Consider the following 18,438-nt stretch of genomic DNA (forward strand, 5'->3'; position numbering starts at 1 on the left):
TCCCCAACGCATCGGCTGCGCGCTGATCCAGTGAAAATGTCGGCGTTTACTCGGCGGCGCGCGCCCCGCCGGCCCGGGCAAGGCGAGGCGCCACCTGCTCGGCGAGGAGGACCATGGAGCGGCGGGCAAGATCCCTGTCGGCCCAATCCTTTCCGGCATAGAGAAGCGTGCCGAACGGTCCGGTGATGTCCTGGAAGGCGAGCAGATCCTCCGCCACTTTGTCGGGCGTGCCCCAGATGACCAGCTCGTCGAGCACGCGGTCGAGGGTCACGTCGTCGTCGGACATGGCCGGATCGGCCTTGAACAGCTCCACCCGCTTGTTCGCCTTCATCTTGGTGAGCAGCTGGCTGTAGTAGAAGCGATACGGGCTCTGCGGACCCAGAGCGTAGGCGCGGGCGGTGGCGAGGTCGTCGGCGACGAACACGCTCTTGGCCACGCGCCAGTCGTCGGGATCGGCAACGCGGCCCGCGCGGGCACAGCCGTCCGCATATTTCGGCCAGTGGGTCGCCACCCATTTCGGCAGGAGGAAGTTGGCCGAGATGGGCAGCCAGCCCCGCGCCGCTGCCTCGGTCACGCCCTTGGAATAGGGCGCCACGACCGTCACCACGATGGGCGGGTGCGGCTGCTGGAGGGGGCGGGGCATGATGCCCTGGCCGATCTCCGGCATCTGGGTTCGCGCGGTGGAGATGGTCCAGTAGCGGCCCTTGATGTCGTAGGGCACCTGGCCCGCCCAGATGGCCAGCACGGCGTCGATGCCTTCCACGAACATGGCGTTGCGGTCCGCGTCGAGATTGCCGAACACCTCCGCGTCGGAGAGCAGGCCGCCGGGGCTGATGCCGAAGTTGAAGCGGCCGTCCAGCATGTGATCGAGCATGGCGATCTGCCCCGCCACCGCCGCCGGGTGGCTGTTGGGCATGTTGATGGTGCCGGTGCCGAGACGGATGTTCCGCGTGTGCGAGGCGATCCACGCCATGAACATGGCGCAGGACGTGATGTTCTCCGCCTGGTCGGTGGCGTGCTCGCCGCAATAGCCCTCGGTGAAGCCGAGCTCGTCCGCCAGAACGAAGGCCTCGCGATCCTCGCTGAGGGACTGCCGCCAGTCCTTGTCGAGGGGATGGATCGGCATGGTGAAGAATCCGAGCTTCATTCCTCCCTCCCGCATGTTTTCGCCAGGTCTGGTAGCCGGCGATTTCTTTGACTGGCTCTGATGTCCGGCATGGTCCTGATGCCATTCGAAGGCCGGACACCTTCGTCGGCCCCCGTCCTCATGCCGCCTGGGCCTCGGCGAGGAACGACGCCACCAGCGCATTGAAGGCGGCGGGGTTCTCCATGGTGACGATATGGGCAGCCTCGATCACGCCGAAGCGCGCACCCGGCGTCAGGGCTGCCATGGACCGGATCTCATCCGGCGACGCCCCGCCGTCTTCCCGTCCGGCCATGAACAGGGCCGGGCACCCGATGGAGCCGAGCTGGCGCTTGTAATCGAGACCCCTGAGTGCATCGGCGCAGGCGAGATAGCCGTCCACGTCGCAGCCAAGGATCATCTCCCTCGCCTCCTGCACCACTTCGGGATGGGCGGCGTGGAAGGCCGGCGTGAACCAGCGGGCGAGGGTGAAATCGGCCACCCCCGACATGCCCCCCGCCGCCCGCACCGCCGCGCAGCGCACGTCCCAATTCTCAAGGAAGGCCGCATTGGTGTCCGTGCGCGCCGCGGCTGCCATCAGCCGCCCCACCCGCTCGGGATGGCGAATGGCGAGGCCGATGGCGGCCATGCCGCCGAGGGACAGGCCGAGAAGGTCGGCGCGGCCGATGCTGAAATGATCCATCAGCCCGACGAGATCGATGACGAACGTGTCCATGGTGTAGGGACCCGCAGGCGCGGAGCTGGCGCCATGGGCGCGGGTGTCATAGCGCAGCACCCGGTGCGTGCGGGTCAGAAGCTCCATCTGGAAGCGCCAGCTCTCCAGCGTACAGGCGAGCGAATTGGACAGCACCATCCAGGGCTTGCCGGCATCGCCATCGATGCGGACGGCGAGGTCCGCGCCATTGACCGGCACCATCATCACGTCGCCCATGTCGTCCCCTCTCGTTTTTGTTGTTCCGGCGGGCCGGTTCGTCACGCGGCTGCGGGCGTGGCCTGAAGCACATCCGCGGGCAAGGGCAGCGGGGCGTTCGCGCTGTCGAGGAATTCGACGGTGGTGAAGACCAGCGTCTCCGGCCCCGTATTCTCGAGGTCGTGGATCATGAAGCTGCCGGCTTCGAAGCTCATATGGCGCGTCTCGCCGGGCGCATATGTGACGTCCACGGTGCGGCCGTCGCTGTAGTGCGAGCGTGCGGCGCCGCCCGTGGTGCAGGTCCAGAAATAGTCGAGGACATGGGTGTGGAAGCCGATCCGCTCGCCCGGCGACAGGGCGATCATCCACACCCGAACCCTGTCGGTCTGCGACACCAGTCGGCCGCCCACCCGCCCGTCGCCGCGCCGCGCCGTGAACTCCTCCTGCAGCGCCGCCGGCCATGTCGCCGGAGCGGCGGGCCATGTCGAGATCACATGCTTGTCCATCTGCCGTTCCTCCTGAAGGGCTTGCCTTGAGCCCTTGGCCAATCGCGGCGGCGTGCCCCGTGGCCACGTCGGCACCTCGCTGACCCACCGCGCCACCGCCGGCGTTAGGCGGCAATTCCGGTGGCGACCGCGGTCTCCGCCATGATGGCGGCGGGCTGGCGATGATGTTCGGCGTGGGCGCGCTCTTCCGCGCTGAGTTCGCGCGGCTCGATGTAGAGTCCGAGCCGCTGGGCCCGCCGCACCACGGCAGCGCCGAAAGCGAGACGGTCTGCCTCGAATGCGGCAAGGGCGGCAGCCATGTCGGATGGGTTGCGCCCGAGGGCCTCCATCAGCGTCTCGGCGTCACCAGCGGCCTTTGTGACACCCATCCCCACATGGGGGCGTGCGACGAACGCGGCATCGCCGAGGATAACCGTGCGCCGTCCCAGAACCATCTGCGGCGCGGCAAGGTCCTGAATCACCTGGATGAAGGGCTGGGGCGTGCGCTCCACCACCTCGGCAAACTGGGGTGCCAGCGTTGCCGCCGCATCGGCCCGCATCCGCGCGACCACTTCGGGGCGGATCCTGTCCGGCGGGATGGAGAGGCCGTGCTGCACGCCGTCGCGGTCGGTCAGCAAATCCTGCAGCGCGCCGGGGCCGGCGACCGGCCGGTACCAGACGAAGTTGAAGCGGCGGCGGCCACGTTCCATGACCTCGCCGACGCCAGCCACCGGATAGCCGAGCATTTGCTCACCCGGTGGCAGGCAGAAGGGGAAATGATCGCACAGGTCGGCCCGGGTGCTTTCCGATAGCGCTGCCTCATCCACCAGGCCGCGCCAGGCGATGTAGCCCACGAAGGAAGGGGTAACGTTGGGTGCGAGCTGGGCGCGGACGGTGGATGCGATGCCGTCGGCGCCCACCAGCAGGTCGCCCTCCTCCACGCTGCCGTCGGCGAAATGGGCGGCGACCCGCGCGCCGCGCTCCTCCACGCGCACGAGGGCCCGGCCGTGGTGGAAGTGGTCATCGGGGAAGGCCTTGCGCAGAAGACCGTGCAGATGTCCCCACGAGGTGACGATCTGTTGCAGCGGCATCTCGGCGACGAGCTCGCCACTGCGAGAGAAGACGCGGCGCCCCTGGACCGGCACTCCCACGCGGGCGGCCGCGGTGTCTACGCCGCACCGCCGCATGATCTCCAGCAACTGATGGTGCGTGACGATCCCCGCTCCACGGCCGGCGAGTTCGGAGCCGATGCGCTCGAATATCTCCGCCCGCCAGCCGGCCTTTCGCAGAAGCAAAGCGGTGAAGAGCCCCGCCATGGAGCCGCCGATGACGAGCGCCCGCGGCGGTCCCGCCCCAGGATTGTGCGCCATACCACCCTCCCTTGGGCCGCATTGCTGGCCCGCATCCGCTTCGTGCCCGCGCGTCGCGAGCCGGCGTTGCATTATTGATCGTTCGATAATTTATGACGCGCCTCTCGTGCGCCGTCAATGCGCACCGCAGCGGCCGGCGCGGCGCGCATTGACGGCGTGGAGGCAAGGTCCGGGCATGGTCATGAAAAAAGAAAGCACGCACCGGCCGAAAGGAGGAAAGGGATCGGCCGGTGCGTGCAGTGGGGGAGGCGCGTTCCGGCGAGGACACGAGCCGGCGGAACGCGGTTCTCCCGGAGGTTGGACGTCCGCGCGGCGATCGGCCGGGCGGGCCGAGGTCACCGCGGGCCGAGGTCACATGGCGGTCGCCCCGCCGTCCACCCTGAGGCTAGAGCCGGTGACGAGGCGCGAGACCGGTGAGGCGAGATAGAGCACCGCCCCGGCCACATCCTCCGGCTGGAGCACCTCCTTCAGCGGGATCGAGGCCATGGCCGCCTCGCGATAGGCGGGGTCTTTGAAGAAGGGCGCCGTCATCGGCGTCTCCACCACGGTCGGCGCCACCGCATTGACGCGGATCTTGTGCGGGGCGAGGTCGATGGCCATGGACTTGGTCATGCCTTCAACCGCGTGCTTGGTCATGGAATAGACCGTACGCCGCGGCCCGCCCACATGGCCCACCTGGGAGGAGATGTTGACGATGGAGCCCCCTCCCCCCTGCGCCACCATCACCGCCGCAGCCGCCTGCGCCACCTTGAAGGCCGCGCGGATGTTGAGGGCGATGAGCATGTCGAGCGTCTCGTCGTCCACGTCGAGCACGAACTGGAGCTTGTTCGTGCCGGCATTGTTCACCAGGACGTCGAGCCGCTTCAGGCCACGGATGCGTGCGGGCAGGGCATCTCCCCGCACGTCCTCGACCCAAGCCTCGATCCGCCCCGGCGCCGCCTTCTCGAGGCTTTCGAGATCGGCAGCGGTGCGCGCGACCGCGATCACGTGGGCGCCCGCCCCGGCGAGGGCGAGGGCGCAGGCGCGCCCGATGCCCTTGCCGGCGCCGGTGACGATGGCGGTCTGACCCGCCAGAGCGCCGTCACTCATTTGATGGCCTGCGGATTGATCGGCGAGCCGGTTCCCCCGGTGATGACCAGCGGCGGGGCGCAGAACATGAACTCGTAGACACCGTCCGCCGCGCAGTCCTCGGCCAGCTCCTTGAGATAGAAGATCTCGCCCATGGTGAGGCCCATGGAGGGAATGACGACCCAGTGCCAGGGCTGGAACACCTCGTCGGTCTCGTTCGGCCGCACCTCGACGCCCCAGGTGTCGGAGCAGATGGCGGCGATCTGCTTGTCCTGGCTCCAATAGCAGTTCTCGAACTTCACGCCCGGCGCGTCGCCGCCCGCATAGCCGCCCCACTGGCCGGTCCTGAGGCGTTCTTCCATCTGGCCGGTGCGGATGATGACGAAGTCGCCCTTGCGGATCTCGACACCCTCGGCCTTCGCCACCGCGTCGAGCTCGTCGTTGGAGATGCCGTAGCCGTCCTCGAGGAAATCGACCTTCTTGTAGCGGGCCACATCCAGCAGCACGCCACGGCCGATCATCTTGTTGCGGGTGTGCTCGATGCCGTTCTTGTGCACGCCGCCGGAATCCACCAGCTTCGCCTCGTAGCCGTTGTACATCTTGTCTTCGTAGAAGACGTGGCCGAGCGAATCCCAATGGGTTGCGGCCTGCACCGGCATGTGCAGGGCGTCGTCGGCGTAGCGGATCTTATTGGTCAGGTCGAACCGGCCGGCGATGGCATCGGTGCCGGTGGCGAGCATGGTGTGGATCGGGTTCCAGCGGCCGCCGAACATGCCGTTCTGAGGTCCCTTGCTGTCGAGCGGGATGCCGAGGGCGAAGATCTTGCCCTTCTTCACCAGTCCGGCCGCATCGACGACGTTCTCGGGGGTGATGTTGTTGAGGGTGCCGATCTCGTCGTCCTTGCCCCAGCGTCCCCAGTTGGAGAGCTTCTGGCTGGCTTCCAGGATGGCGTCTTTTCCGACTTTGATGTCCATGGTCTGGTCCTTGGGGTAGATCCTCAGGGTTGCCCCATGAGGGTGGTGAAAGACGGGTCTCAGGCGCCGCCGAGATAGAGCTGGCGCACGATGTCGCTGTCGCGCAGGGCCTGGGGATCGTCCGCGGTGAGCGCGATGCGCCCGTGGACGAGGACATAGCCGCGATCGGCGATGCGGATCGCCTGCGGGAAGTTCTGCTCTGCCATCAGCACGGTGAGGCCGAGGCGCTGCTTGAGATCGGCGATGGTGTCGATGGTCCGCGCCACCAGGATCGGGGCGAGGCCCACCGAGGGCTCGTCCACCAGCAGGATCTTGGGCAGCGTCATCAGCGCCCGGGCGATGGCGAGCATTTGCTGCTCGCCGCCGCTCATGGAGCCGGCGAGCTGGGTGCGGCGCTCCTTCAGGCGGGGGAAGGCCTCGTAGCAGAAGGCGAGGCTCTCCTCCCGCCGCGAGCGCGCCGCGGCGCGGAAGGCGCCGAGCAGCAGGTTCTCCTCCACCGTCAGCTTGGGGAACAGCCGCCGGCCCTCCGGGACGATGGCGATCCCGAGGTTGATGATGTCCTGCGTGGAGCGGCCGGCGAGGTCGTGCACGACCCCGTCGATGGTGGCGCTGACCCGGCCCGCCGTGGGCTGGACCTGCCCGGTGATGCACTTGATGAGCGTGCTCTTGCCGTTGCCGTTGGTGCCGAGCAGGGCCACCGTCTCGCCGGAGCCCACGTGCATGTCGATGCCGGAGAGCACGCGCACCGAGCCATAGCCGGCGCTGAGGCTTTCGATGGTGATGCTATTGGCCAAGGTATGCCCTTTCCACCTCTTCCTGGCGCATCACCTCGCCGGGCAGGCCGTCGGCGATCTTGCGCCCGGCCACCAGCACGATGATCCGCTCGGAGAACCGCATCACCGCGCGCATGATGTGCTCGATGAGGATGATGGCGATGCCCTGCGCGTTGAGCCGTTCCAGCAGGTCGACGATCTCGTCCACCTCGCTGTCGGACAGGCCGGCCATGGCCTCGTCGGCGATGAGCAGGCGCGGATTGGCGGCCAGCGCACGCCCGAGCTCCAGCTTGCGCAGTTCCACCTGGCTCAGGTCCTTCGGGCTGCCATAGGCCTTGGCCCCGAGGCCGATGCTTTCCAGGATGTCCAGAGCCCGCCGGGCGTTGCCGCCCGGCGGCGGCTCGGCGAGCGCGAAGTTGAGCGGCACCTCGATGTTCTCGATGACCGAAAGGCGGCGGAACGGCCGCGGGATCTGGAAGCTGCGCACCAGACCCGCCCGCGCCCGCTGCCAGGGCGGCATGCCTGTGACGAGCTTGCCCTCGAAGCGGACGCTGCCGGCCTCCGGGGTCAGCGCGCCGCTCAGGCAGTTCACGAACGTGCTCTTGCCGGATCCGTTGGGACCGATGAGCGCGACCCGCTCGCCCGGCGCCATGGAGAAATCCACGCCGTCGAGGGCGACGAAGCCGCCGAAGCGCTTGGTGACGCCGATGGCTTCGAGGACCGGAGGGCTGCCGGCAGGCGCGCGGCTGGAAGAGACGTGGCGCTGAATGATCATCGCCGCCCTCCCCGCATGCCGCGCACGAGGCCGACGACGCCGGTCGGTGCCGCCGTGACGAACACCACCAGCAGGATGCCGACGATGAGCAGGTTCGCCGCCGACGAGATGGTGACGGTCAGCACCTGCTGGGTGGTGCCCAGCAGCACCGTTCCCACCACGGGCCCCCACCAGGTGGCGGTCCCGCCGATCAGCGGCATGGCGATGGCGTTCACCGCGATGGCGAGACTGAAGGCGGAGGCCGGCTCCACATAGGTGATGAAGTAGGGGAAGGGCGCGCCCGCCATGCCCATAAGCGCACCGCAGAGGGTGGTGGCGATGAGCTTGAGCCGGAGCCCAGGCACGCCGCTGGCCTCCGCCGCGAGCTCGTCGTCGCGGATGGCGGCGAGACCCATGCCGATCCACGACCGCTCCACCGCGATGGCGATGAGCACGGACGCGACGGCGAGGACCGTCATCAGCACCAGCAGGTACTGCACATAGGTGGTGAACGGGGCGATCGGATCTGGCCGCAGCACGTAGGTACCGCGAGCGCCGCCGACGAAGCTCCAGTTGATGATCAGCGTCTGGAGCACCACGGCGAGCGCCAGCGTGGCGATGGAGAAGAACACGCCGCGCAGCCTCAGTGTGAGATAGCCGGTGGCGAGCCCGAGTAATCCCGCCACCACGCCGGCTGCGAGGATGCTGATCGGCAGCGGGACGTTGGCGAGCTTCTGCAGCGCGATCGTGGTGTAGCAGCCGACGGCAAAGAAGGCTGCGGTGCCGAAGTTCACGTAGCCCGCATAGCCGCCGAGGATGTTCCAGCCCGTGGCGACGACGAGATACTGAAGGATCACGTAGGCGAGCAGCAGATAGTATTCGCCGACACTGCCGCCGACGAAGAGTTCGAGGGCGACGATCGCCACGCCCACGAGGAGCACCGGCAGGCTGAAGGCGCGCGGTGTCCGCCGGGCGGAGGGCGCGATGAGATGGGAGGAGGCGACGGTCATCGGCCGAGGATCCCCGCGGGACGGAAGGCGAGAGTCGCAAGCAGCAGTCCGAAGGCGACCGCAGGCGACCAGGAGGGTCCGAAGAAGGTGGAGGTGATTGTCTCGGCGATGCCGAGGATCATGGCGGCGATGAGCGTGCCGGGCAGGCTCGTCATTCCGCCGAGGACACAGATGGCGAACGCCCGGCCGATGAACTCCCGGCCGATGGAGGGCTCTACCGACTGGATGATGATGAGCAGCACGCCGGCGATGATGGCCGAGCCCACCGCGATGCCGAAGGCGATCTCCTTGGCGCGGATGGGGTCCGCCCCCACGAAGCGCACCGCCTCAAGATCTTGAGCGACAGCGAGAATGGCGCGCCCGGTGAAGGTACGCGACAGGTAGAGCTGGATCGCCACCAGCATGGCGATGCCGGCCACGCAGGGCGCGGCGAGCCGAAGCGGGATCTGCACCACGCCCATCTCGTAGGTCTTGGCGAGATAGGGCAGATCGATCAGCCGGTAGTCCACGCCGAAGATGAGCACCAAGCTGATCTCGACGATGAACATGATGCCGAAGAAGAACGCCAATCCCTGGAGGGAATCGTCTCCGCGCCTTTCAAAGAAGTAGTAATAGGCCCGGTAGAAGACGCGCCCGAACAGGAAGCCCGCCACGGCGAAGACACCCACCGACAGGAAAGGATCGATCCCGAGCCCGTTGATGCTGAGATAGGCGAGGAACGATCCCAGCACGATGAAGGCCGGGTGGGCGATGTTGACGATGTCGAGCATGCCGAAGGCGATGGTCACTCCGACCGCGACGGCGGCATAGAAGCCGCCGAGCATGATTCCGGAGGCCACCGCGTTCAGCAGCAGGTCCCAGCTGAAATCCATGTCCTTCTCCAGTCCATCGCCCCCTGCGGAGGGTGGATGGCGGGCATCGTGTTGCCGGTGTCACGGCGGCGAGGCGCGGCCGTGATGCGATCTTCCGGCGTCGCATGCGGCAGCTGTCGCCGGCGGGCATTGGCCCGCGGCTGCGCTTCCGAAGCGAACGCCACGGCGGGCCCTCGAAGGGGAGCCCGCCGCCGCCGGCTCAGGCCGTCCTCACTTCGAGGCGGCGCTGAAGGGATACTTGAAGGTTCCGGACTTGAACTTGCTCGGATAGACGATCACCTGCCGTCCCGCTTCCATGAACTGGGCGACGTCGTTGCCGGCGATGCCCTGGAACTGGACGAGCAGGATGCGGGGCTCCGCCCACTCGCCGCGCTCCTGGAAGCGGATCTCGCCGGCGATGGTCTGGAACGTGGTGTCGTGGATGTACTTGGCGAGCTTCGCATCGTCGAGCGACTTGGTCGCCTCCACGGCCTGGCCAAGGATCTGCAACTCGGCATAGGCCAGCGGCGCGATGTAGAAGCCGAGGGGGTCAACGCCCTGCTTGGCTGCATCGAGCCGGTAGCGGGTGAGAAAATCCTCGACGCCCTGAAACTTCATGGTGGATTCGGGGGCGTAGAGATCATAGGCGACCACGCCGTTCAGCATGGGTCCGAGCTGGGTCTTCAGCGCCGCAGATTGCAGCCCGATCATGCCGCCGCCGAACATCTTGGCGTCGATGCCGACTTCTCGCACCGCCCGCACCATGCCGGCGGAATCCGGGGGATAAGAGGCGACGAACACAAGATCCGGGTTGGTGGACTTGATCGCGCGAACCACCGAGGCGAATTCGATGGTGTTCGGCGGATAGGTCCGGTCGTAGACAATCTTGAGGCCCATGGCCTTGGCGTTTTCCCGCGCGCCGTCGAGGGCGATCGAAGGGAATTCGGCATCGCCGCCCACCAGAGCGATGGTGGTGGGCTTCGGGTCCATGGTCATGGCGACGTTGAGGAAGCCCTTCGAGAACTCGGTGCGTGCCACCGGCCCGTTCGGCTGCATCTGGAAATAGCGATCATAGTTGAACTTGTCGTTCGCCGCGAGGCCGAACAAGGTCATGAAGACCTTCTTCTTCTGCATCACTGTCGGCATGGCGGCGACGATCTGGCTGCTCGCATAGCCGGAGACCACGAGATCCACCTTGTCCACGTCGATCAGCTTGGCATAGATGCCCGGAACCGTGGCGGGGTTGCTTTGGTCATCATAGTAGACGAGCTCGACCTTGCGGCCCAGCAGGCCGCCCTTGGCGTTCACGTCCGCGGCCCAAAGCTGCATGGCGAGGAGCGCCGACTTGCCGAAGGCGGCAAGGCCGCCCGACAGGGCGATGCCCATGCCGATGCGGATCGGCGGGCCGGCCGTCTGGGCCACAGCCGGCAGGCTGGCGATGGCGAGGCCGGCAGCGATCCCGGCAACGGCTGTTCGGCGAGAAATCTTGTTCTGCGGATCCATGGTTTCCTCCTCTAAGGCGGCCTTGTTTTCGGCCACTCTGTGGACTTGTTTTCTGCGAGAAGACTGCCCCGCGGGATTATTCCCTCCGGGATCAGGGTCTTTCCGCAGTCATATTTTCAGGGAACACGGATAACGCTCGACCAGCTCGATGGCCGGCCGTGTTTATTGACCGGAACTGCCGGACAGTTTGGCGCCCGCCCGGCAGCTTGCTCGCATGAACGCACACTCAGATATTGGTCTTGTCTGCGCCTTTGAGTTCCAGGATCTCGCGGGCTTCGTCCGGGCTCGCGATCTCAAGGCCGAGACCTTCGATGATCTTGCGGGCGAGCGTCACCTGATCGGCGTTCGAGGTGGCAAGCTTGCCGCGCCCGGCCCAGAGGGAATCTTCGAGACCCACCCGGATGTTGCCGCCCATGGAAGCGGCCATGGCGGCGATGGGCAGCTGGTTGCGCCCGGCGCCCAACACGGACCAGCGATATTTGTCGCCGAACAGGCGATCGCAGGTGCGCTTCATGTGCATCACGTCCTCCGGGTGGGGACCGATGCCGCCCAAAAGCCCGAACACCGACTGCACGAACAGCGGCGGCTTCACCAGGCCGCGGTCGAGGAAGTGCGCCAGATTGTAGAGATGGCCGATGTCGTAGCACTCGAACTCGAAACGCGTGCCGTTGTCGTAGCAGGTGGTGAGGATATATTCGATATCCTTGAAGGTGTTGCGGAACACGAGATCGCGCGTGTTCTCGAGATGCGTGCGCTCCCAGTCGAACTTGAACTCCTTGTACTTGTCGAGCAGGTGGAACAGCCCGAAGTTCATTGAGCCCATGTTGAGGGAAGCCACCTCCGGCTTGAAGGTGGCGGCGGGAAGCACGCGCTCCTCCACCTTCATGTAAGGGCTGCCGCCCGAGGTGATGTTGATGACCGCCGCGGTCGCCTGCTTGATGCGCGGCAGGAACGGGGCGAACGCCTCCGGACGCTGGTCCGGCTGGCCGGTCTCGGGATTGCGGGCGTGCAGGTGCAGGATGGCCGCACCGGCCTCGGCAGCCTTCAACGCATCGGCGACGATCTCGTCGGGCGTGATGGGCAGATGGGGCGACATGGTGGGCGTGTGGATGGCGCCCGTAACGGCACAGGTGATGATCACCTTGTTCGATCTTGCCAACGTCCTCTCCCTCAAATGGCAGCTGATCCCGCCGCCTTATTGACTAAAGACTCATTACATATTGAGCCGATTGTCAATAGACTACCGAAGCGCTACAGGAGTTGGCTGAAGGGTGGGCGGAAGGACGTGCCCAGCCGATCGGAGTTAAGGGTGAAAAAACCGATTGCCATCAAGGAGAAGCCGGAGCCCCGGCGCAGCTCCACAGCGGCCCGCACGGGCGTCGCCAAGCGCCCTTCTGCGCGCACGCGGCTCGATCCCGCAGTGCGGGAGCGGATGATCCTCGACGCGGCTGTGGAGTTCTTCGCTGAACACGGGTTCGAGGCGCAGACCAAGGAGCTTGCCGAGCGCATCGGCGTCTCGCAGGGCCTCATATTCCGCTATTTCGGCACCAAGCAGAATCTGGTGGAGCGGGTGTATCAGAACGTGTTCCTGCAGCGCTGGTCGCCCCAGTGGGAACAGGACCTCAAGGATCGCTCAGTCCCCTTCCCCGAGCGCCTCGAACGCTTCTACCTCGCCTATTTCGACGCGGTGGACGAGTATCATTGGATCAGGGTGTCGCTCTACGCCAGCCTTGCCGGCCACGACATCACCAACCGCTATGTCCAGCACCATGTGAACCGGCTGCTTGAAGTGATCCTGCGCGAGCTGCATGACTACCGCGGCCTGGTGGTCAAGGGCACCATCGAGCCGCTTGAACACGAGCTTGCGTGGCACCTTCATTCAACGTTTATCTATTACCTGGTTCGCAAATACATCCATCGGCTTCCCGCCATGGAGGATAAAGCCACCATGGTGGCGCGGATCATCCGCTCCTTCCTGCACGAATTCGAGCTCCCCGCAGAGCCGGCGAAAGCCCCGCGCAAAGTGCCGTCCAAGAAAGCAGTCCCCGCTCCGGCAGAGGGAACGGCCATGGACGGCACGAAGGGGACCACAAAGAGGGCCCGGGCGAAGCCCTGAGCGTCCTCGGCAGGTGGCGCACGGCTCAGGACTCGCCGGCGCCCGGTCGGCTTCCCTTGAAGGCGGCGAACGCGAGCACGGTGAGTGGCGTGGCCAGCACCACGCCCAGCGCGCCGAAGATGTTGCCGAACGCCACCACCGCGAACAACGTCACCGCCGGCGGCAGCGACACCATGCGCTGCTGCAGCAGCGGGGTGATGATGTTGCTCTCCGCCTGCTGCACCACCACGAACACCAGCAGGGTCCACAGGCCTGTATCCATCCCCATGGTCAGGGCGATGAGCACCGCGGGAGCGGCAGCCATCACCGGGCCGATCATGGGCACGAATTCCGCGAGCCCCGCGAACAGCGCCAGCGCCAGGGCCGACGGCACCCCGACGATGGTGAGGCCGACGAAGGTCAGCACGCCCACGACCACCATGGCGATCAGCTGGGCCTTGAGAAAATGGCGCAGATCCTCCGACACCGTAGCGAGGCGGTGGTCCACGGATTCCCGCTCGGAGCTGGGCCACAACGACAGGAACATGCGCCGGTAGAGGTCGGGCGAGACCGCGAAATAGATGCCGCCCACCACCACGAGGAACACCCCCAGGACCACCTGGAACACGTTGGAGGTCAGCCCCTGCACCGCTGACAGCAGCGTATCGCTGGAGGGTGCCGCCGCTTCCGCGCGCTTCAGGAGGTCGTCACCGAGCCCCTCCAGATGGAAGCGCTGCTCGAAGGCGCCCCAGGCGGCCGGCAACTCGTCCAGCAGCTGGGCCACCTGCACCTGGATGGTGGCGCCGAAGAGATAGAGCGCGAGCCCCAGCCCGCCGAACACCAGCAGCGCCACCGGAAACACCGCATAGCGCTCGGGAAACCGCGTGAGCCGGGCAAACGGCTCGGCAAGGGCGTGGAGCGCCAGCGACACCAGGATCGCGGCGAAGACTTGCAGGATGACGTCGTAGATCTTGTAGGAGAGATAGGCGAGCGCGATGACGATGCACGCGATGGCGACGCGCCGTGCCACCTGCCGGTCCGAAGCCATGGTCCCTCTCTCGCGCTGAAGCCGCCGTCTCGCCTGTATAGACCGAATCCGCGCGGGGCGCTTCGGCTCCAGCCTCAGAACGGCCGGAACAGCGCCCGGACCCGGTCGAGGGTCCGGCAGGCGGCGGCATCCGCCGGATCATCGACGAGGGCGCGCATGGCGGCATAGGTCTGCGCGGCCAGGAAACCGCGCCAGGTGGTCAGGGCGGGCGGTGGCAGGGCGTGGTGGCGGAGACTTGGCTTCAGGGCGCCGTCGATCTCGGCCAGGGCCTCGGGGCCGAGCGCGGGCCACGGCTCGCCCAGTTGACGGGCGGCGCGGTCCATGGTGCCGCGCCAGTCCGCCATCAGCCCGTCGAATGCGATCACCGTGCGGGGCGTTCCGCGGGTGGCAAGCTCCGCGTCCAGGGTGTAACGCAGCCAGATGCCGAGGCCCTTGCCCGCGGTGAAGCCGTCGCGCTTGGTGACGGATGCCGCCACCTCCACCGGATTGCGCAGCGCCAGCACCGGGACCACCCGATATCCCGCCTCCGCCAGGGCGGGTCCGTAGATGTCCATCAGGCGGGAGATGCGCGGATCCTTGAGGACGATGGCGGGGGCGTCGCCATATTCCTCCGCGAGGGCGGTACGCACCTCATCAAGCAGGCCGGAGCGGCGCGCCGCGTCCAGGGGTGCGACGCGCATGCGCTTGCGCGAGGACCATTTGTGTCCGCACGCCTTCAGGATGCGCTCGTCGAGGTTCATGAAGACCTCGGATTCCCAGAATCCGGCTTCGTTGGCCTCGGTCGGAGCCATGAGGGTGCGGGGGGCGGAATAGCCCATGAGATTGATGATGCGCGTCAGCGCCGAAGTGCCGCTGCGATGCATGCCGAGCACGAGTACGGCGCGCTTGTCCAAAGTCACGGAACTTTCCCCCAAGCGACGGGGCTGCACAGGCCCCGCCTCACGGCTTTCAGCTCCGTCCCTTAAACATTGTGTCAGGCGGCTTCAACCGAGACCACGCCCGGAATGGCCTTGATGGCGCCTGCGATCTGCGGCGACACGGCATATTTGCCCGGAAGGCTGACCTCTACCTCCGCCTGGGCATCATCCACCAGCAGGATGAGGCTCACCTCCCCCGCCCCGCTCTCCCCGGGCTTGCCATCGGCAAGGCGGCGGGCAATGCCCTCGATGGGATCGGGGGAGCGCAGGAAGATGCGCAGGCCCTTCTGGTGCCGGGCCGTGACCGGGTCGAGCTTCTCGCAGGAATTGATGCGCACCCGCACATCCTCGCCGTTGAGCTCGGCGGCCACCATCATCAGCAGCGGCGTGCCCGGCTCCAGCAGGTCGCGGTAATGGGCGAGGCCTTCCGAGAAGATCACCGCCTCATAGTGGCCGGACGGGTCGGAGAGGCCGACGATGCCCATGCGCGTGCCGGATTTCGTGCGCCGCTCCTGCCGCGACACCACCGTCGCCGCCAGCCGTCCGGCCGCCGCCCCGGAGCGCACGGCACGGGCGAAATCGGCGAAGGACTGAACCCGCATGCGCTTCAGCGCCTCGGCATAATCGTCCAGCGGGTGGCCGGTAAGGAAGAAGCCGATGGCATCATATTCCTTCTGCAGCCGTTCGGAGGGCAGCCAGGGGGCAGCATCCGGGATCGGCAGCGCGGCCGCGGCGGAGGGGCCGGAGCCGAACATGTCGTTCTGCCCGGACACCGCATTCGCCTCGACCCGCTGGGCCTCGGCGACGATGGAGTCGATGGCGGCGAAGGCGCGGGCGCGGTTCTTCTCCATCACGTCGAAGCAGCCGGCGGCCATCAGGCTTTCGAGCGTGCGCTTGTTGACGAGCTTCACCGGCAGGCGCGCGGCGAAGTCGGCGAACCCCTTGAAGGGTCTGTCGCCCCGCGCCGCCACCAGCGCATCCACCGCGGCGCCGCCCACGCCCTTGATGGCCGCCATGGCATAGATGATCCGCCCGTCCTTCACCGCGAACTCGCGGGCCGACAGATTGATGTTCGGCGGCACAACCTCGATGCCGAGGCGCTGGGCCTCCTGGCGGAATTCGGCGAGTTTGTCGGTGTTCCCCATGTCGAGCGTCATGGAGGCGGCGAGGAATTCGGTGGCGTAATTGGCCTTCAGCCACGCCGTCTGGTAGGCGACGAGGGCGTAGGCCGCCGCGTGGGACTTGTTGAAGCCGTAATCGGCGAACTTCGCCAGCAGGTCGAAGATGGTATCTGCCTGCGCCTTCTCGATGCCGCGCCCCGCTGAGCCGGACACGAAGCGCTCGCGCTGCTTCTCCATTTCGGCACGGATCTTCTTGCCCATGGCGCGGCGCAGCAGGTCGGCTTCGCCCAGCGAATAGCCGGCCATGGCCTGGGCGATCTGCATCACCTGTTCCTGATAGATGATGACGCCGAACGTCTCCTTCAGGTACGGCTCCAGCATGGGGTGGAGGTAGTCCGGCTGCGCCCGCCCGTGCTTGCAGTCGCAATAGACCGGGATGTTGGCCATGGGGCCGGGCCGATAGAGGGCGACGAGGGCGACGATGTCCTCGATGCGGTCGGCCTTCATGTCCACCAGCGCCCGGCGCATGCCGGCGCTTTCCACCTGGAACACGCCCACCGTTTCGCCCTTGGCCAGCATGGCGTAGGTCTTGGGGTCATCCAGCGGGATTTGGGAGATGTCGAGGTCGATGCCGCGCTGGCGGATGAGCTTCACCGCCTTCTCGATGACGGTCAGGGTCTTCAGGCCGAGGAAGTCGAACTTCACCAGCCCCGCCTGCTCCACCCATTTCATGTTGTACTGGGTGACCGGCATGTCGGACTTGGGATCGCGATAGAGCGGCACCAGCTCGTCGAGCTTGCGGTCGCCGATCACGATGCCCGCGGCGTGGGTGGAGGCGTGGCGGTTCAGCCCCTCCAGCTTCACCGCGATGTCGAAGGCGCGCTTGACCACCTCCTCCTGGTCGCGCGCCGCCTGGAGGCGCGGCTCGTCCTCGATGGCCTGCTTCAAGGTGACGGGATTGGCCGGGTTCTGCGGCACCAGCTTGCACAGCTTGTCCACCTGGCCATAGGGCATCTCCAGCACGCGCCCCACGTCGCGGAGCACGCCGCGCGCCTGAAGGGTGCCGAAGGTGATGATCTGCGCCACCTGCGAGCGCCCGTAGCGCTGCTGGACGTACTGGATGACCTCGTCGCGGCGCTCCTGGCAGAAGTCCACGTCGAAGTCGGGCATGGACACGCGGTCCGGGTTCAGGAAGCGCTCGAAGAGCAGGCCGAACCGGATCGGGTCGAGGTCGGTGATCTGGAGCGAATAGGCCACCAGCGAGCCGGCGCCCGAGCCGCGCCCCGGACCGACCGGAATGTCGTGCGCCTTGGCCCATTTGATGAAGTCCGACACGATGAGGAAGTAGCCGGGAAACTTCATCTTGGTGATGACGGAGATCTCGTAGGCGAGGCGCTCCTCATAGGCGGCCACGTCGAGGCCCGGCGCCGGGCCGTGCTTGGCGAGGCGCTCTGCGAGGCCCTGCTGCGCCTGCCGCTCCAGCTCTGCAGCCTCTTCGGCAAGGGCATCACCGCCGCCGCCGGAGGTGAAGCGCGGCAGGATGGGCTTGGCGGTGCGCACCCGGTAGGCGCAGCGCCGGGCGATTTCCACCGTATTGGCCGTCGCCTCCGGCAAATCGGCGAACAGCTCCAGCATCTCCGCGCGGGTCTTGAACCGGTGCTCGGCGGTAAGCCGGCGGCGGTCGCCCTCCGACAGCAACCGGCCCTCGGCGATGGCGAGGAGCCCGTCATGGGCCTCATAGTCCGATTTGGCGGCGAAGAAGGGTTCGTTGGTGGCGACCAGCGGAATGCCCTTGGCGTAGGCGAGATCGAGCAGGATCGGCTCGGCGAGGCGCTCGGCATCGGCGCCGTGGCGCTGCACCTCCACATAGAGGCGATCGCCGAAGAGGGAGGCGAGGCGGTCCAGCCGCTCGGCGGCAAGGTCCGCATGGCCGGCCACCAGCGCCCGGTCGAGGGGGCCAGCGGGACCGCCGGTCAAAGCGATGAGGCCGGAATTCGCCTCGGCCAGCCACTCCGTCAGGATGCGCGGCTCGTCCTCGCTCGCCGTCTCGAGGAAGGAGCGCGACACGAGGCGCATAAGATTGCGCCAGCCGGTCTCGTCCTTGGCGAGCAGCACGATGCGCGGCTTCTTCGGACGGATCGCCCCGCGCGGGCCCGCCGGCTCCGGCAGGTCGAGGGCGAGCGACACGCCGGCGATGGGCTGGATGCCCGCGCCCGACATCTTCTCGGAAAACTCCAGCGCCCCAAACAGATTGCCGGTGTCCGTCAGCGCGATGGCCGGCTGATAGTCCGCCTTCGCGAGGTCCGCCAGCTTGCCGATGGAGAGCGCGCCCTCCAGCAGCGAGAAGGAGGAATGGACGTGGAGGTGGATGAAGCCGGGACCGGACATGGGCATCAGATGGGGGCTCAGGACGGG

At 67.0% G+C, this 18,438-nt stretch carries 16 protein-coding genes; 1 reads left to right on the forward strand and 15 read right to left on the reverse strand.

All coding sequences use genetic code 11. The annotated features are described in order from the left end of the window. Positions 1–46: 46 nt before the first annotated feature. From ABLE93_RS08010 to kce, 12 genes are all read right to left on the reverse strand, one after another. Positions 47–1,147, reverse strand: coding sequence for an LLM class flavin-dependent oxidoreductase (locus tag ABLE93_RS08010; protein ID WP_348839136.1), 1,101 nt, complete (start codon positions 1,145–1,147; stop codon positions 47–49). Positions 1,148–1,265: 118 nt separating this feature from the next. Continuing rightward, positions 1,266–2,075 (reverse strand): alpha/beta fold hydrolase, encoded by an 810-nt coding sequence (locus ABLE93_RS08015; protein WP_348839137.1) that lies wholly within the window; start codon positions 2,073–2,075, stop codon positions 1,266–1,268. A gap of 41 nt (positions 2,076–2,116) precedes the next feature. Further along, positions 2,117–2,560 (reverse strand): cupin domain-containing protein, encoded by a 444-nt coding sequence (locus tag ABLE93_RS08020; RefSeq protein WP_348839138.1) that lies wholly within the window; start codon positions 2,558–2,560, stop codon positions 2,117–2,119. Positions 2,561–2,664: 104 nt separating this feature from the next. Further along, positions 2,665–3,909 carry an FAD binding domain-containing protein gene (locus ABLE93_RS08025; protein WP_348839139.1) on the reverse strand — a complete coding sequence of 415 codons (1,245 nt, stop codon included), beginning with the start codon at positions 3,907–3,909 and terminating at the stop codon, positions 2,665–2,667. 351 nt (positions 3,910–4,260) lie between these two features. Then, positions 4,261–4,998 (reverse strand): SDR family NAD(P)-dependent oxidoreductase, encoded by a 738-nt coding sequence (locus ABLE93_RS08030; RefSeq protein ID WP_348839140.1) that lies wholly within the window; start codon positions 4,996–4,998, stop codon positions 4,261–4,263. Then, positions 4,995–5,951, reverse strand: coding sequence for a cyclase family protein (locus ABLE93_RS08035; protein WP_348839141.1), 957 nt, complete (start codon positions 5,949–5,951; stop codon positions 4,995–4,997). Before ABLE93_RS08035 ends, ABLE93_RS08030 begins: the two co-directional genes overlap by 4 nt. 59 nt (positions 5,952–6,010) lie before the next feature. Further along, positions 6,011–6,745, reverse strand: a complete 735-nt coding sequence (locus ABLE93_RS08040) for an ABC transporter ATP-binding protein (RefSeq protein WP_348839142.1) — start codon at positions 6,743–6,745, stop codon at positions 6,011–6,013. After that, positions 6,735–7,499, reverse strand: a complete 765-nt coding sequence (locus tag ABLE93_RS08045; protein ID WP_348839143.1) for an ABC transporter ATP-binding protein — start codon at positions 7,497–7,499, stop codon at positions 6,735–6,737. The genes ABLE93_RS08040 and ABLE93_RS08045 overlap by 11 nt, the downstream gene beginning before the upstream one ends. Beyond that, positions 7,496–8,488, reverse strand: coding sequence for a branched-chain amino acid ABC transporter permease (locus ABLE93_RS08050; protein WP_348839144.1), 993 nt, complete (start codon positions 8,486–8,488; stop codon positions 7,496–7,498). Before ABLE93_RS08050 ends, ABLE93_RS08045 begins: the two co-directional genes overlap by 4 nt. Continuing rightward, positions 8,485–9,360 (reverse strand): branched-chain amino acid ABC transporter permease, encoded by an 876-nt coding sequence (locus tag ABLE93_RS08055; RefSeq protein WP_348839145.1) that lies wholly within the window; start codon positions 9,358–9,360, stop codon positions 8,485–8,487. Before ABLE93_RS08055 ends, ABLE93_RS08050 begins: the two co-directional genes overlap by 4 nt. A gap of 210 nt (positions 9,361–9,570) precedes the next feature. Further along, on the reverse strand, positions 9,571–10,842 hold the full coding sequence (locus ABLE93_RS08060; RefSeq protein WP_348839146.1) for an amino acid ABC transporter substrate-binding protein: 1,272 nt from the start codon (positions 10,840–10,842) through the stop codon (positions 9,571–9,573). Between the two features lie 226 nt (positions 10,843–11,068). Next, positions 11,069–12,001: a 3,5-dioxohexanoate:acetyl-CoA acetone transferase gene (kce, locus tag ABLE93_RS08065; protein ID WP_348839147.1), complete on the reverse strand. Its 933-nt coding sequence runs from the start codon at positions 11,999–12,001 to the stop codon at positions 11,069–11,071. A 150-nt stretch (positions 12,002–12,151) separates the two neighbouring features. Between kce and ABLE93_RS08070 the strand changes: the two genes are divergently transcribed. Then, positions 12,152–12,958: a TetR/AcrR family transcriptional regulator gene (locus tag ABLE93_RS08070; protein ID WP_348839148.1), complete on the forward strand. Its 807-nt coding sequence runs from the start codon at positions 12,152–12,154 to the stop codon at positions 12,956–12,958. Between the two features lie 25 nt (positions 12,959–12,983). On the opposite strand, the gene ABLE93_RS08075 is transcribed toward ABLE93_RS08070, so the two are convergent. From ABLE93_RS08075 to dnaE, 3 genes are all read right to left on the reverse strand, one after another. Further along, a complete protein-coding gene (locus ABLE93_RS08075; RefSeq protein WP_348839149.1) occupies positions 12,984–13,985 on the reverse strand; it encodes an AI-2E family transporter in 1,002 nt (333 codons plus the stop codon). Positions 13,986–14,059: 74 nt separating this feature from the next. Further along, positions 14,060–14,884 carry a sulfotransferase family protein gene (locus tag ABLE93_RS08080; protein WP_348839151.1) on the reverse strand — a complete coding sequence of 275 codons (825 nt, stop codon included), beginning with the start codon at positions 14,882–14,884 and terminating at the stop codon, positions 14,060–14,062. A gap of 74 nt (positions 14,885–14,958) precedes the next feature. Then, complete coding sequence (gene dnaE, locus ABLE93_RS08085; RefSeq protein ID WP_348839361.1) at positions 14,959–18,411, reverse strand: DNA polymerase III subunit alpha; 3,453 nt, start codon at positions 18,409–18,411, stop codon at positions 14,959–14,961. Positions 18,412–18,438: the final 27 nt, after the last annotated feature.

The sequence above is a fragment of the Xanthobacter pollutisoli genome (assembly GCF_040044995.1).
Lineage (GTDB): Bacteria > Pseudomonadota > Alphaproteobacteria > Rhizobiales > Xanthobacteraceae > Xanthobacter.